The 13057-nt window shown below is 47.5% G+C and carries 11 protein-coding genes; 7 read left to right on the plus strand and 4 right to left on the minus strand.

All coding sequences use genetic code 11. The features are described 5' to 3' along the window. Nucleotides 1-71 precede the first annotated feature (71 nt). The 5 genes from PKOR_RS13525 to PKOR_RS13545 all read left to right on the plus strand — a co-directional run bounded on the left by PKOR_RS13525 (nt 72) and on the right by PKOR_RS13545 (nt 6052). Nucleotides 72-557, plus strand: coding sequence for a GNAT family N-acetyltransferase (locus PKOR_RS13525; protein ID WP_235336356.1), 486 nt, complete (start codon nt 72-74; stop codon nt 555-557). Nucleotides 558-561: 4 nt separating this feature from the next. Continuing rightward, a complete protein-coding gene (locus PKOR_RS13530) occupies nt 562-1260 on the plus strand; it encodes a 3'-5' exonuclease (RefSeq protein ID WP_046311427.1) in 699 nt (232 codons plus the stop codon). Beyond that, the gene (locus tag PKOR_RS13535; protein ID WP_046311428.1) at nt 1257-3164 is read left to right on the plus strand and encodes a DUF294 nucleotidyltransferase-like domain-containing protein; all 1908 of its coding nucleotides are present in this window, start codon (nt 1257-1259) and stop codon (nt 3162-3164) included. The genes PKOR_RS13530 and PKOR_RS13535 overlap by 4 nt, the downstream gene beginning before the upstream one ends. Before the next feature lie 243 nt (nt 3165-3407). Next, nucleotides 3408-4988, plus strand: a complete 1581-nt coding sequence (locus PKOR_RS13540; RefSeq protein WP_052738858.1) for a PQQ-dependent sugar dehydrogenase — start codon at nt 3408-3410, stop codon at nt 4986-4988. A 152-nt stretch (nt 4989-5140) separates the two neighbouring features. Next, a complete protein-coding gene (locus PKOR_RS13545) occupies nt 5141-6052 on the plus strand; it encodes an AEC family transporter (RefSeq protein WP_046311429.1) in 912 nt (303 codons plus the stop codon). A gap of 19 nt (nt 6053-6071) precedes the next feature. On the opposite strand, the gene PKOR_RS13550 is transcribed toward PKOR_RS13545, so the two are convergent. Both PKOR_RS13550 and PKOR_RS13555 read right to left on the minus strand, forming a co-directional pair. Beyond that, nucleotides 6072-6698 carry a hypothetical protein gene (locus PKOR_RS13550; RefSeq protein WP_046311430.1) on the minus strand — a complete coding sequence of 209 codons (627 nt, stop codon included), beginning with the start codon at nt 6696-6698 and terminating at the stop codon, nt 6072-6074. A gap of 259 nt (nt 6699-6957) precedes the next feature. After that, nucleotides 6958-7488 carry a CopD family protein gene (locus tag PKOR_RS13555; RefSeq protein WP_046311431.1) on the minus strand — a complete coding sequence of 177 codons (531 nt, stop codon included), beginning with the start codon at nt 7486-7488 and terminating at the stop codon, nt 6958-6960. Between the two features lie 293 nt (nt 7489-7781). Between PKOR_RS13555 and PKOR_RS13560 the strand changes: the two genes are divergently transcribed. Together PKOR_RS13560 and PKOR_RS13565 are read left to right on the plus strand one after the other, a co-directional pair. Further along, entirely contained in the window at nt 7782-8900 is a 1119-nt protein-coding gene (locus PKOR_RS13560; protein WP_046311432.1) for an alanine racemase, read from the plus strand. A 52-nt stretch (nt 8901-8952) separates the two neighbouring features. Then, nucleotides 8953-9771, plus strand: a complete 819-nt coding sequence (locus PKOR_RS13565; protein ID WP_046311433.1) for a glycoside hydrolase family 25 protein — start codon at nt 8953-8955, stop codon at nt 9769-9771. Between the two features lie 134 nt (nt 9772-9905). On the opposite strand, the gene PKOR_RS13570 is transcribed toward PKOR_RS13565, so the two are convergent. Continuing rightward, nucleotides 9906-10913, minus strand: a complete 1008-nt coding sequence (locus tag PKOR_RS13570; protein WP_052738859.1) for a hypothetical protein — start codon at nt 10911-10913, stop codon at nt 9906-9908. A 44-nt stretch (nt 10914-10957) separates the two neighbouring features. Next, on the minus strand, nt 10958-12796 hold the full coding sequence (locus PKOR_RS13575; RefSeq protein WP_084694798.1) for a glycosyltransferase: 1839 nt from the start codon (nt 12794-12796) through the stop codon (nt 10958-10960). Nucleotides 12797-13057 lie beyond the last annotated feature (261 nt).

Genomic DNA, 13057 nt, shown 5'->3' on the forward strand with positions numbered 1-13057 from the left:
CGGCTGAGTACAAGCTGCTCCCTTGTGTGGGGCAGCTTGTACTTTTTGTTTATATTGAAGTATAACTCCTTTTGAAGAAGGAGAATGATTTTAAGACACCGCAACACAGCATGCAGATAAAAGAAGTTAAAGCCAAGGACATCTGGAGCCTCAGAAGGGGTGTAATGTGGCCGGAGAAGGAGGTAAGCTATGTACAGCTGCCGGAAGATGAGTTGGGCCGCCATTACGGTTTGTATGTGGGCGAAGAGCTGGTTTCGGTTGTATCGCTGTTTGTGGAAGGGCAACGGGCACAGTTCCGTAAGTTTGCCACCTTGCCACAGCACCAGGGTAAAGGTTGTGGCACTTCTTTGCTGAAACATCTTATAAAAGAGGCAGCTACCCAAGGCGTAACGCGGCTTTGGTGCAATGCCCGCCAGGATAAGGCCTCTTTTTATGAGCGGTTTGGCTTGGTGAAAACAGACCAATCCTTTACCAAGGGAGGTATAGCATATGTGGTGATGGAAGGTGGGGTACGTACGCTTGTCGTGGAAAGAGCGGCAGGCAGTACTATGGAATAAGTTTATGCAGGAGTACATACTTTTCATCGATACAGAAACCACTGGCATTCCGCTCGACTGGAATGCACCTTACTCTGATGCGCAAAACTGGCCATATGCTGTGCAAATAGCGTGGGTATTGTATACTAAAGATGGCAAAGAGCTTAAGTCTGAGAACCACTATATTTTTGAGCCGGAACTTAAGGTTTCTGAAGCTTCAGGCCGTATACATGGTTTAACGCGGGAGTTCCTGCAGGCAAACGGCAAGCGCAGAAATCAGGTGCTTTCTATTTTGTCCAATGACCTTGAGCAGTACAAGCCTTTGGTGGTCGGCCATTTTATGCAGCTGGACTACCACATGCTGGGTGTAGGCTTCCATAGGGCTAGCATGCCAAACCCGCTTCCTGAGCTTAGCACCTTCTGCACTATGAATGCTTCTGCAAACTTTTTTCTGGGGCCGCACCAACGTTTTTTAAGGTTGGGTGAATTGTATGAGCGCCTGTTTCATAAGTCTTTGGAGCAACAGCACGATGCCGCAGTAGATGCACGGGCAACTGCTGAGTGCTTTTTTAAGTTAATGGCACAAGGAGACATTACAGAAGCGACCATTCTGCAACAGCAGAAGGAGCAGGCAAAGCACAAGGCATCTTCTAAACCAAAGCAATACCTTTTCATTGTACTAGCCATTTTTATACTTGCTGTTTTATTGATTTTCCTTCTATGAACTTTAAACTTGAGTTTCTAAAAACGGTTAAGCCCTTCAATATACTTCCGGAGGAGGTGCTGGCTGGCGTTGCCGACCTGCTGCAGGAGGTAAGATATACGAAAGACACCGCCATCTATCACCAGGAAGCAACCAAGATGAAGGGGGTGGATATAATTGTAGAGGGGGAGTATGAGGCCTTTTTCTACGACAGCGAACAGAATAAACGGGTAGTGCTGCACCACCAGAGCGGCTACTGCTACGGTGGCATATCTGTGCTGCTTAACAAGAAAAGATCTTTACGTTCGGTTATCGCCAAAAAGGGAACAGTAGTATACTTCCTGCCCCGCCGCGATTTCAAACAGATCTGCCAGGCGTATGAGGAGTTTTTCCACCACTTTACGGCTGAGTTCGGTCGCCTGATGCTGAATGATGAGTTTGCTCATTTTGTGAAACGGCCAACTGCTTTTGAGGAAAATTACATTGCATCCGATCAGCTATACTCCCGCAAGATTGAGAGCCTCGTTTACCGCGATCTGGTAGCTTGCAGCGCTCATACACCAGTGTATGAGGCAGCCAGGTTGATGGCAGAAAAGAAGGTGAGCTGCCTGTTTGTGCAGGATAATCAGGAGCAGATTATTGGTTACCTCACCGACATTACTATCCGCGATAATGTAGTGGCCAGGCAGGTAAATGTGCAGGAACCGGTGCACCTGGTTATGGACAACCCGATTATGTCCATCAACACGCAAGCTTATGTTTATGAGGCTATCCTGCTGATGTTTCGTACCAAAACCCGCTACCTGCTGATAGAGGAAAACGGGCAGTATCTAGGTTTCCTGAGCCGCAACAAACTCCTGAGCGATCAGGCACAGTCTCCGTTTGTTTTTATACAATCTGTAAAGCTAGCGCAGTCGGTAGAAGAGCTGAAGCGCAAGTGGGAGAAGGTGCCGGAGATTGTGTACCAGTTGCTCGATAGGGGTGTGAAGCCCGAAATTGTGAATCAGGTAATCACTACCGTATCCGATACAATTGCCTTAAAAGTAATTGAGGGAGTGATTGAAGAGATGGGCACACCACCTGCCAAGTTTGTATTTATGGTGCTGGGTAGCGAGGGGCGCAAAGAACAGACCCTGAATACGGACCAGGACAACGCCATTATTTACGAGGACAAGGCCAACGAGCAGCGGGAACTGGTGCGGGAGTATTTCCTAAAGTTTGCCGAGCATGTATCAGAGCGTTTGGATTTGATTGGCTTTAGCTACTGCAAAGGTGGCTTTATGGCCAAAAATTCTAAATGGACACACTCACTCTCACACTGGAAGCGTAACTACAGCAGCTGGATGAAGGAGCCGGATCCGGAGACGGTGATGAAGTTCTCCACTTTCTTCGACTGCCGCTACATCTATGGCGAAGCCTCCATTATGGATGAGCTACGGGAGTTTTTGGACCAAGAGCTGCAGGAGCCATTAGGCAGGTTTCTGTACCACATGGCTAAAAACGCGCTGCAGTATGAGCCGCCGCTTACTTTCTTCCGGAACATTAAGACCTTTACCAAAGGCAGCCAGGAGGTATTTGACATAAAGAAAACTATGACACCGATTGTTGACCTGGTACGGGTGTATGCTCTAAAGAACAGAATATTTAAAACGAATACTGGGGAGCGTTTGGAAGCCCTGAAAAGTATAGGAGAGTTCACCGAGACAGACTATCACGAACTGATGCACTCTTATTATTACCTGATGAGTATTCGTTTAAAGAAGCAGGCTATCCAGATCATCCAGGACAAAACGGAGCCAAACAACTTTGTTGACATCAGAAGCCTTACCAAAATTGAGCAGGTAACGCTAAAAGAAATATTCAAGACCATTGGCAACTTCCAGGCAAGTATAAGACTAAAGTTCACGAATACTTTGCTGAGTTGACAGAGGTATTGGAGACAGCTTCTAGGGCATAAAGCTAAGGCTGAAATCATACAAATAACCGCTCCGGATGAGCAAGTAAAGAGGAGTTTTACCTGCTGCCTTTACATCATAAACTATGTTGGGACTGGGTGAAGATGAAAGGGGTACTTACAATGAAGGGAAGATTAACCAGTATAGCTTTAAATAAGCTGTAACCTTTCTTCCAAAACTGGCTAAAAGAAGAAGGTTAAAAATCTTCTTGCTATGTTATTCGAACGTTTACTCAGAACATACTTCTTAGCAACCGTGCTGACGGTGCCTGTGGCGGCTGTCGCACAATCTGTACCCCCTGCTGCCACCGAAACTGTAAAAATTGATGTACCGGAACAGCTACGCCAGCAGCCTTTCGATGTAGATCGCTTTGCCAATGTGCCACCCAACTTTAAGCTGGAGGTGTATGCACGCGTGAGTGGCGCCCGCTTTATGGCTGTTGCACCAAACGGCGACCTCTTTGTATCCATGCCCTGGGATGGAACTGTGCGGATAGTACGGGCACGGGAGAATGATGTGCCTTTGCAGCTAAACTATGCTACCGGTTTGCAGCGACCGCACGACATTGTTTTTCATAAAATAGGGGAGCAGCAGTATGTGTATATTGCCGAAAAGAACAGGATTATCCGCTACCAGTATACCAACGGCGATGAGCAGGGCCAGAACATGGAGGTAGTGGTGGATAACCTACCTGATGAAAGCCTACCAGAACTGAAAGGCAGCTATGGCCACGTGCTCAAAAATATAGCTCTTGATAGCAACAATCAGCTCTACGTATCTATTGCCTCCACCTGCAATGCATGTGTGGAGGATACACAAAGTGATCCGAAGCGTGGCGCTATTTACGTGTATAATGCTGATGGTACAAACCGCCGGCTTTTTGCAGAAGGTCTCCGAAATGCAGAGGGTCTGGATTTTGTGCCTGGCACAAATAATCTGTGGGTAACGGTAAATAATCGCGACAATGTAGCTTATCCTTTCGAAGACGAAACAGGCAATTATGGTAAGGTGGTACAGAGTTATGTTGATAATAACCCGCCAGAGGAGTTTACCTATGTGCGGGATGGAGGTAATTATGGTTGGCCTTTCTGTAATCCTGATGCACGGGAGGGGATGGACAACATGCCGTCTATCAAAGATGTGCAGATAAACCCTGACGGAGCTGTAGATTGCAGTGGTATGGACCGCATCAGTAAAGGTATACAGGCACATTCGGCACCACTAGGGCTGCTCTTTACGCAAGACACACAGATTCCGGAGCTCTACCGTAATGGAGCACTAATTGCTTTACATGGTTCCTGGAACCGCTCAAAGGCAACTGGCTATAAAGTGATTTACTTTCCGTGGCAAGGTGATAAGCCTGGCAATCAGATTGACCTGGTTGGTGGCTTCCTCAACAGCGACTCCACTGAGTCTTATGCACGACCTGTTGACATTGCCATTGACCAGGAAGGAAATCTGTTTATTTCAGATGATGCTGCACATGCCATTTATAAACTAACCTATACCGGACCTTTATCCTCGGCTGAGAAAGAAGAGCTGGACCGGGCAGTGCAGGTGTATCCAGTACCGACGCGCGGCAACCTCAAGCTAAAAATGAACGGCTTAAAGCATCCGGAAGTACGATTTATACTTACTAATGCGCAATCGAAGAACGTGCTGGACGTAAACAAGCGGCTGCAGAGCGGCGAAAATAACCTGGAACTGGAGACAGGTAAGTTGGCAGCCGGGGTATACTTCCTTAGCATCTTGTCTGGTGACACACGAGTAGTACGGCGGGTTGTGCTGCAATAAGATAGTTACATTATAGAACATTATGGCAGAGGCGCATAGATAAGCGCCTCTGCTTTTTTATGTGCGTGCTATATTTAGACTGGCATTGCAGCTCAGTTAAACTACTTTTGTACATCGCACCTGGTTGTGCATGATGATCCTGAAAAAATAAGATGAGCAGTTTTATACTATTGTTTGGGTGCCTGGCGCTGGGACTGTTGCTGCAGCGTGTAAAAGAGTTTCCGAGAAACACACCACAGGTGCTCAACCAGTTTATTATATACATTGCGATGCCAGCCCTGGCACTCTTCTACATACCAGAAGTGAAGTTGAACAGCACGGTGCTACTGCCGGTAGGGGTGGCATGGATTTGTTTTGCTGGATCCGCTCTTTTCTTCTGGAGCCTGGGCAAAGCCTTCGGATGGTCCCATAAACTAATCGGGTGCCTCATAATCACAGGCGGGTTTAGCAATACATCTTTTGTTGGACTTCCGGTAATAGAGGCACTTTATGGAGCAGACAGTCTTGAAACAGTTATTTTGATTGATCAACCTGGCTCTTTTGTTGTGCTTTCTACTTTTGGTGTAGCCCTGGCTGCTATTTTCTCTAAGGGCGATGCCAATGCTCGTTCTATTGCTAAAAAGATATTCCTGTTTCCGCCTTTTGTTGCTTTCCTGGTAGCGCTGGGCCTGAATTTGTTCAACCTGCACCTCTCCGTAGACTTTAAGGAGGCTCTACAACGGCTGGGAAGTACCGTTTCCCCACTAGCGCTGGTGTCGGTGGGTTTGCAGCTGCGGCCGGAGTGGCGCAGCAAGCACTGGGGCTTTCTGGCACTAGGGCTATTGTTCCAGCTTATACTTGCCCCAGTACTTATACTTGCTTTATACTTTGGCTTGTTTAACCTGAAAGGAGAACTTCTGCAGATCTGCGTACTAGAGGCAGCCATGGCCCCTATGATCACGGCCAGTATTGTGGCGGCCTCTTACGGTTTAAAACCCCGCTTGGCTAACATGATGGTCGGTTTTGGCATTCCGCTGTCTATCATCACGCTTACACTCTGGTATTGGGTAGTGCAGGGGCTGTAGTACTAAGTACAAAAGATTGCTACTCCTGGTATGTGTCCAGCTTAATCTTCTCGATCAGGAGGTAGTTCTTGAACTGGTGGATAAGCTTATCCATTTCACGTTCTTTCTCTGCGAGCGCCTCTACTTCTTCATCAGAGCCTTCCAACACAGGTCGCAGGCGGTAAAGGCTGTCCTGTAGCTGCGGAATAGCTACCTCAGTTTGCTGGCGTATAGCAGGATCGAGCTCAGCTTCTAAAGAACTCTCCAGTTCTTTTATGTACAGTTCCAGAAACTCCATCATGTGCCATGGGTTATTGGGTCGGTTCCAGGTAAAGGTGGTGTTGCAGCGGCGGCAGCGGTAGGAGTTGCATTTCCAGTTATGCTCGTTGGTTACCACACCAAGTTTCTTCAGCATATCTGCTTTCTGGCACTTGGGGCATTGGGCCTTATCTTCGATCAACTTTTCTAGTCTGGCACGCTTGTCTAGTATGGCTGTCCGGTTCTCGGCGTGCTGCAGCAGTTGCTGTTCCAGGTTCTGGCATGCCTGAGCAAGCTGCATCTGTTCTTGGTTTAACTCCTCGCTTTCCGTCAGTTGCTCTGCGCGCTTGCTAAAAAAGCGAATCAGTTTAATTAGTTCTCTCTCGTTTGCCTTCAGTGCTGTATTCATATAAGCAAAGGTAGGGCTTATAGTTAGAAAGTTAAAAAGTTCGAGAATTTGGGAGTTGATGAGTTAGAAAGTTGGAGAGTTCGAGATGCGGTAAAATTTTATTCATAAATAGAGGTGCAGCAGGGTAACTTGTGCTGCTAAGGAAGGGGGCAGCGTATTGATTCTCTTCTCTTTATTGTAAGCCTACTACACACCATGCTGTATAACCTTCTAACACTTTTAACTTTCTAACTTTCTAACTTTCTAACTCATACCCTTTCTACCTCTTCTCTCTCAGCCGTTTGTAAATGCGGATAGCTAGCATTAGTATGGCAGAGAAGAGTATCAGGCCGATAATGCCCCAGAGCATACTCAGCGAGCTCTTGAGCACCACCAGAAACACAATGCTGATAAGGAAGAGTGTCGCCACCTCGTTCCAGATGCGCAACTGAGTGGAGTTATACTTGATCAGGCCGCGCTGCTGTTGCTTGAAGATGGCATGGCAGAGGAAGTGGTAAATATAAAGTCCTACCACAAAACTTAGCTTCCATACCAGCCAACCAGGTACAGAGCCATACAAGTACAGCATCGACAATCCAAAGATGAGGGTCAGGACAGCGGAGGGCCAGGTAATACCATACCACAGGCGCTTCTGCATGATTGAGAACTGCTTCTGGAGTATAGACTTTTCCGGCTCTGGCTTCTCAGCGGCTTCAGCATAATAAATAAACAGGCGCACGATGTAGAACAGCCCGGCAAACCAGGTTACCACAAAAATGATGTGCAGGGCCTTAACGTAGAAGTAGCTCATGGAAGAGGGTAATGTTTCTGCAAAGGTAAGCCGAAATGTTTAAATGCTGATGGAGACTAATCATGCATCTTGCTGTCCCTCTAGCGCTGTTTCGGGGTATCTATATCACTTGTAAAAGTTTTGGTGCAGGCACGTTATTATATGCTCCATTATCGCTGTGGAGTCTGGAAAGTATAGAAGGTGAGGTGTTTACAAGCTGTTTATCTGGCCCAAAGTTTAGGGAGGCTATGCTTCTTTGCCCAAATATGATTAATTTCACAGAATTTGCTAATTACCAGCATAGATAACTACCTATGAAGATAACGACACCTACACTACTATTAGATAAAGAAAAAGCAGTGCGTAACATCAGCCGTATGGTTGACAAGGCTAAGCGTAATAGAGTAAGGCTGCGTCCGCACTTTAAAACACATCAGTCGGCACAGGTAGGAGGGTGGTTCCGTGCGTTTGGAGTGGAGGCTATCACAGTGTCTTCAGTTCGTATGGCTCGTTACTTTGCCAACCATGGCTGGAGTGATATTATGATTGCTTTTCCGGCCAATGTGCTGGAGATAGATGGCATAAATGAGCTTGCTTCGCGCATCAAGCTTCACCTGGTGGCGGTGAATCAAGACACCGTTACGGCCCTGGCACAGCAACTACGCCACCCGGTGCAGCTTTCGCTAAAAATAGACACCGGCTACCGGCGCACAGGTATTCTAGCTACAAACTATGCTGAGCTGGATGCCATTATGCAGAAAATACGGGAGCAGGATAAGCTGCAGTTTGCAGGCTTTGTAGTACATGATGGCCATACTTATAAGCAGACCGATGCTGATGCCATTCAGACTATCTTTAACACTTCTGCCTATCAGTTGCGCCTGTTGCGCGAGCGCTATAAGTCTAAGTTCCCGAACCTGCAGTTGTCTGTGGGCGATACACCTTCCTGCAGTATTATCGAGACGCTACATGGGGTGGATGAAATTCGTCCCGGCAACTTTGTTTTCTACGACCTTACACAGCAGCGCATTGGTTCATGCTCTTTCGATAACATAGCCGTATGTATGGCCTGCCCGGTGGTAGCGAAGCACCCGGACCGGCATGAGATTATTCTTTACGGCGGCAGTGTGCACTTTTCTAAAGATGTGATCCTTCAGGAGGATGCTACTACTATTTACGGACGTGTAGTGGAACTAACAGAGAAGGGCTGGTCTGCCCCATTGAAAGGAATAGGAGTTACATCGCTGTCGCAGGAGCATGGGGTAGTAAAAGCTACGCCAGAGCAGTTTGCAAAGTACAGCATTGGTGACCTGATGGGGGTGCTACCGGTACATTCCTGCTTAACGGCAAACCTGATGCAGGGCTACCTTACAACCGAAGGAGAAGTGCTGGAGCATATGACAGGTTTACCACAGCGTGAGCTAACTTCTTAAGTATAAGTTCTGAAAATCTCAGACAGCTTTATACTTTTGCAGGGGAGGAGATATGGCAACAAGCACAAAGCCACCAATAAAGAAGATTACAGATGCCAGGGCACCTGTAAAGCGCACTGTCCGTGCTAAGGCACCACGTAAAAAGCAGTCTCAGCAGCCACCTAAGCGCTTCTGGATAGGACTAGCTATTTTGCTGGGTATCGCGGTACTGGTAGCGTATGTGGAGTATTTTGTGGTGAAGCCAAAGCCGGTGTGGCCGGAAGGGCATACCATATATGGGGTGGATGTAAGCCATTACCAGAAGGATATTACATGGGCAAAAGTACGGGAGAGTGAAATTACGTTTGCCTTTGTGAAAGCCACAGAAGGCGTATCGCTGAAGGATAAGAAATTTGAGGAAAACTGGGATGGAGCTGGGGAGGCTGGCATAATCCGTGGGGCGTACCATTTTTACCTGCCATACCTGAGTCCGGAGAAACAGGCCCAGCATTTTGCTTCTACAGTACAGCTGCAAAGCGGTGACCTGCCGCCGGTATTGGATGTGGAAGTACGAGGTCGCAAACCGGTAGCACAGCTGCGTAAGGACCTGAAAGTATGGCTGGATTATGTAGAAAACGCCTACGGCACAAAGCCCATCATCTATACCGGCTATCATTTCTACAAAGATTATCTGGCTGGCCATTTTGACAGTTATCCGCTCTGGATCGCACACTATGAGGTACCTAAACTGAGCATCGAAAAGAGTAATACGCGCAAACTTACCTTCTGGCAGCACACTGATAACGGCTCTATAAATGGCATCGAAGCTTCAGTAGATTGTAATGTGTTCTACGGCAGTATGCGGGACCTAAGGAGTGTGTGTATTCCTTAGGAGTCTTTTCTATAGCAGTGGTTTAGTGTGCTTTCATTCTTGATGGTGTAACTGCTGTACTTTTTACAGTTGGCAATGCATAAACAAAAAAGCGCAGCCACCTGGCTGCGCTTTTTCTATACTTATCATTTTGTTTAGTATTTATCGTTAAAACGGTCATGCTCACGATCCCAAGTGCGGGTGCGATTGTCGCTGCTCATGTAGTTGCGGTTTTTGCTGGGATCATAGCTACGGTTAGGGTCATAGTCGTAGTCGCTGTCGCGGTGCTGTATGCGTGTGTTGTCTCTATCACGGGCATAGGTATCGTTTGGATACTCCGGTCCGCGACCGCCTCTGAAACCTCCCATGTCATCATCCATATCATAAGGGCTGCCGTAATTCATGCTGCTGTTTCCCCGGCTGTAGTTACCCATAGAGCCGAAGTCGCCACGGTCATAGTCTCTGTCTGAACTGCGGTTATAGCCACTACCCATGTAGCTGCCTTGTGAGCCGCCATAGTTTGATGAAGAGCTGCCAGAGCTCATGCGGCCACTGTAGCCTCTGTCTCTGTCAGAAGATCCGCTGCGGAAGCTACCGCTGCCACGGTTATAATTATCCTCATCCAGGTCGTACATGCCTTGGTTAGAACCTTGGAATCTTCTGGAAGTATCCGAGCTGGAGCCCGAGTCGTTACGGAAGCTTGAACCGTGGCTGTCTTGATCACTTTCATAGCCATGGCTGCGCCCGCTGTAACCACCTGGAGAGTAGTTTATGCTTCTGCTTGGGCTGCTCTGGTTGCTCTGTCTTGCCTGGTCCGGGGAGCCCATGCCGCTGTAGAAATTATAGTCGCTTCCCTGCTGGTGCTGGCCACCTCTGGCAGATCCAAAGCCCTGTGCACCTCCGTAGCTGCCCATGTTGCCATAGTTTCGGGAGGTATCGTAAGTATCGTAAAGGCCTTGGTTCGTTGTGTTACGTGAGCCGGCCATTTCGTTACCTTGGTTACCCCAAGTGCCGGTGTGGCCTTCGTTGCCATAGCCACCTCTGGCTGAAGAACCATAGTCATCGAAGCGGTAATTAGTGTCTCTCTCAGGATGGCGATACCGTTCTGAGCGTCGTGTCTGAAAGCCGCTTCTCTCATTACGATCATTATAGTCTCTGTTCATAGCTTTTGTGTTTTTAGGTTAACAAGTAGTATTACTCTTTATCCTTAACGAATTGAGGTAACAGGGGTTGAGCTTATTTGCCTACCGGGTGCTGCAGAGAATGGGATATGAACAACGAGGAAATTCCTTAGATGTACTTTCTGAAGAGGTGCTGCCTGTGTTTTAGTCTGAGACCAGTAGTGCATCCATTCCTTTTTTCCGAATATGAAGGTAACAGATACCACGGTGGCTAAAAGTACCATGGCTACTGCTGCATACCTTATCCCGTCATAAAAACCATGTCGTGTTCGCCAGATGGCGTAGCGTAGCGGCATTAAAAGCGGCTGCAATGGTGAGGCATGCAGCAGGTTACGTCGCATCCACTCCAGGGATTGTTCCTGCCCGATCACCACAATGCCGCCAAGTATTGCCACATTGGTTAGAGCGAAAAGCGCCATCATCTGCACATAAGGGTTGTCGTACAAGTGCCCATATTCAAGCTGAGTGTACACAACAGCACCAAATCCAACCAGTATCATCATAAAGTTTGGCAGGCTAAGCAGGTAATTATTCTTTGGCTTGTCGTCTTTCGGAGTCGGAATGTAAGGGACCTTGATGCGCAGGATCGAGTAAATCAGCCCCAACAGGAATATCCACCAGGTACCGGTGCGCAATATTCCGCCAAACAGGTGAAAGCCTTTTTCATTCTTTTCCTGGTACCACCGCTGCGCAAACTGCCTTACACATATCGAGATACAGAAGAAAGGCATAAACATCACTACAAACTCCCCAAGCGAAACATACCACGGAAACTCTACCAGTACCAGCGCCAGCACCGGTATCAGGAAGTCTATCAGGTTAAATAAACCAAATAGGTAGTACAGCGGCAGTGTGAAGTAATGGATCTTCTGGCGCAGTGTAAACTGCCGGAATAGCTTAGGGTATACCATAAAGAGCAGCTCGAAGGTACCGCGGGCCCATTTTATCTGTTGTTTATAGTAGGCAGCCAGTGTGCCGGGTACCAATCCGCGGCTCAGCATCTTAGGTACATATTTGGATGTCCAGCCATTGGCGTGCAGCTGCATGGCAGTATGCATGTCTTCAGCAAGTCCAGCCGCATGTCCGCCAATACTATCCAGTGCCTTACGGCGGAACGTACAGTTTGCCCCTATAGCCTGCACTGTGCCATAGGTATTCATGCCCATCATCATAGGGCCATAAAAGCTATAAGTCTGTTCGGCTGCACCATAGGCTACCAGACTTTCTTTCTGATTGCTGTAGCCCTGTACTACCTGTACAAAGCCTACCTCAGGGTCTTCAAAGTAAGGTAATACCTCATCCAGAAATTCTGGTACCGGCACATGGTCGGGGTCGAGTATAAGGCAGATGTCACCGGTTGCCTGTTTTAAGGCATTATTGATATTGCCTGCCTTTGCATCGATTTTCTCAGTGCGGGTTACATGTACCACCCCAAGCCGCTTGCACTCAGCCTTCAGTACAGGATCATCGCCTTCATCGCATAGGTAGGTGGTATGGGGGTAGCGAATTTTCTGTATGGCCTCAAGCGTATTGATGATCATGCTGTGAGGCTCGCCAGGACAGTAAGTCGTCAGTACATCAACCTTGTAGTTGGTGCGCAGAACTCGCTTCTCAGGCACACTAATAGAGTAGTAATGGTACCATTCGTGCAAGGTTCGGAGCAATTTAAAGGCCAGTGCTGTGGTAAGCAACCAGTACAGTGGTGCGTAACCAATATGATCCTCGTCCAGGAACCAGTACAGGAAAAGTGCCATTGTAACCAGACCCATCCAGATCATGAAGCGAATTGTAAAGACATCGCGACGAAGTGTGGCTGGCTCTGAAGGGTCAGTTGAAGTATCAGGAGCTGTATTATATAGTCGCATGGAAAACTTCTGCTTAAGGGTGTAGGAGGTAAATGACAGAGCTCAACGGAACGGAGCTTCTTATATTTTAGAGGAGATGTATGCTATAGATTATATATTTTACCGTGTCCTTATACTTGAAACAAGGAGAAATGTTATGCGTAAACCCCTAGCGCTACCATTAAAATTTTACAATTCTTCTATATACCAATGCTTCACCCTTATCTACAGAAGCTCATTCTGAATCTGCTCATGAGCTTCATTGCATGCATTGCACTATTT

This window comes from Pontibacter korlensis (assembly GCF_000973725.1).
Taxonomy (GTDB): Bacteria; Bacteroidota; Bacteroidia; order Cytophagales; family Hymenobacteraceae; genus Pontibacter; species Pontibacter korlensis.

What these genes read in the sequence shown, in the direction of transcription:
- PKOR_RS13565 (WP_046311433.1), top strand. Translation starts at nt 8,953, where the DNA reads ATGGCAACAAGCACAAAGCCACCAATAAAGAAGATTACAGATGCCAGG.
- PKOR_RS13555 (WP_046311431.1), bottom strand. Translation starts at nt 7,488, where the DNA reads ATGAGCTACTTCTACGTTAAGGCCCTGCACATCATTTTTGTGGTAACC.
- PKOR_RS13560 (WP_046311432.1), top strand. Translation starts at nt 7,782, where the DNA reads ATGAAGATAACGACACCTACACTACTATTAGATAAAGAAAAAGCAGTG.
- PKOR_RS13570 (WP_052738859.1), bottom strand. Translation starts at nt 10,913, where the DNA reads ATGAACAGAGACTATAATGATCGTAATGAGAGAAGCGGCTTTCAGACA.
- PKOR_RS13550 (WP_046311430.1), bottom strand. Translation starts at nt 6,698, where the DNA reads ATGAATACAGCACTGAAGGCAAACGAGAGAGAACTAATTAAACTGATT.
- PKOR_RS13530 (WP_046311427.1), top strand. Translation starts at nt 562, where the DNA reads ATGCAGGAGTACATACTTTTCATCGATACAGAAACCACTGGCATTCCG.
- PKOR_RS13575 (WP_084694798.1), bottom strand. Translation starts at nt 12,796, where the DNA reads ATGCGACTATATAATACAGCTCCTGATACTTCAACTGACCCTTCAGAG.
- PKOR_RS13540 (WP_052738858.1), top strand. Translation starts at nt 3,408, where the DNA reads ATGTTATTCGAACGTTTACTCAGAACATACTTCTTAGCAACCGTGCTG.
- PKOR_RS13545 (WP_046311429.1), top strand. Translation starts at nt 5,141, where the DNA reads ATGAGCAGTTTTATACTATTGTTTGGGTGCCTGGCGCTGGGACTGTTG.
- PKOR_RS13535 (WP_046311428.1), top strand. Translation starts at nt 1,257, where the DNA reads ATGAACTTTAAACTTGAGTTTCTAAAAACGGTTAAGCCCTTCAATATA.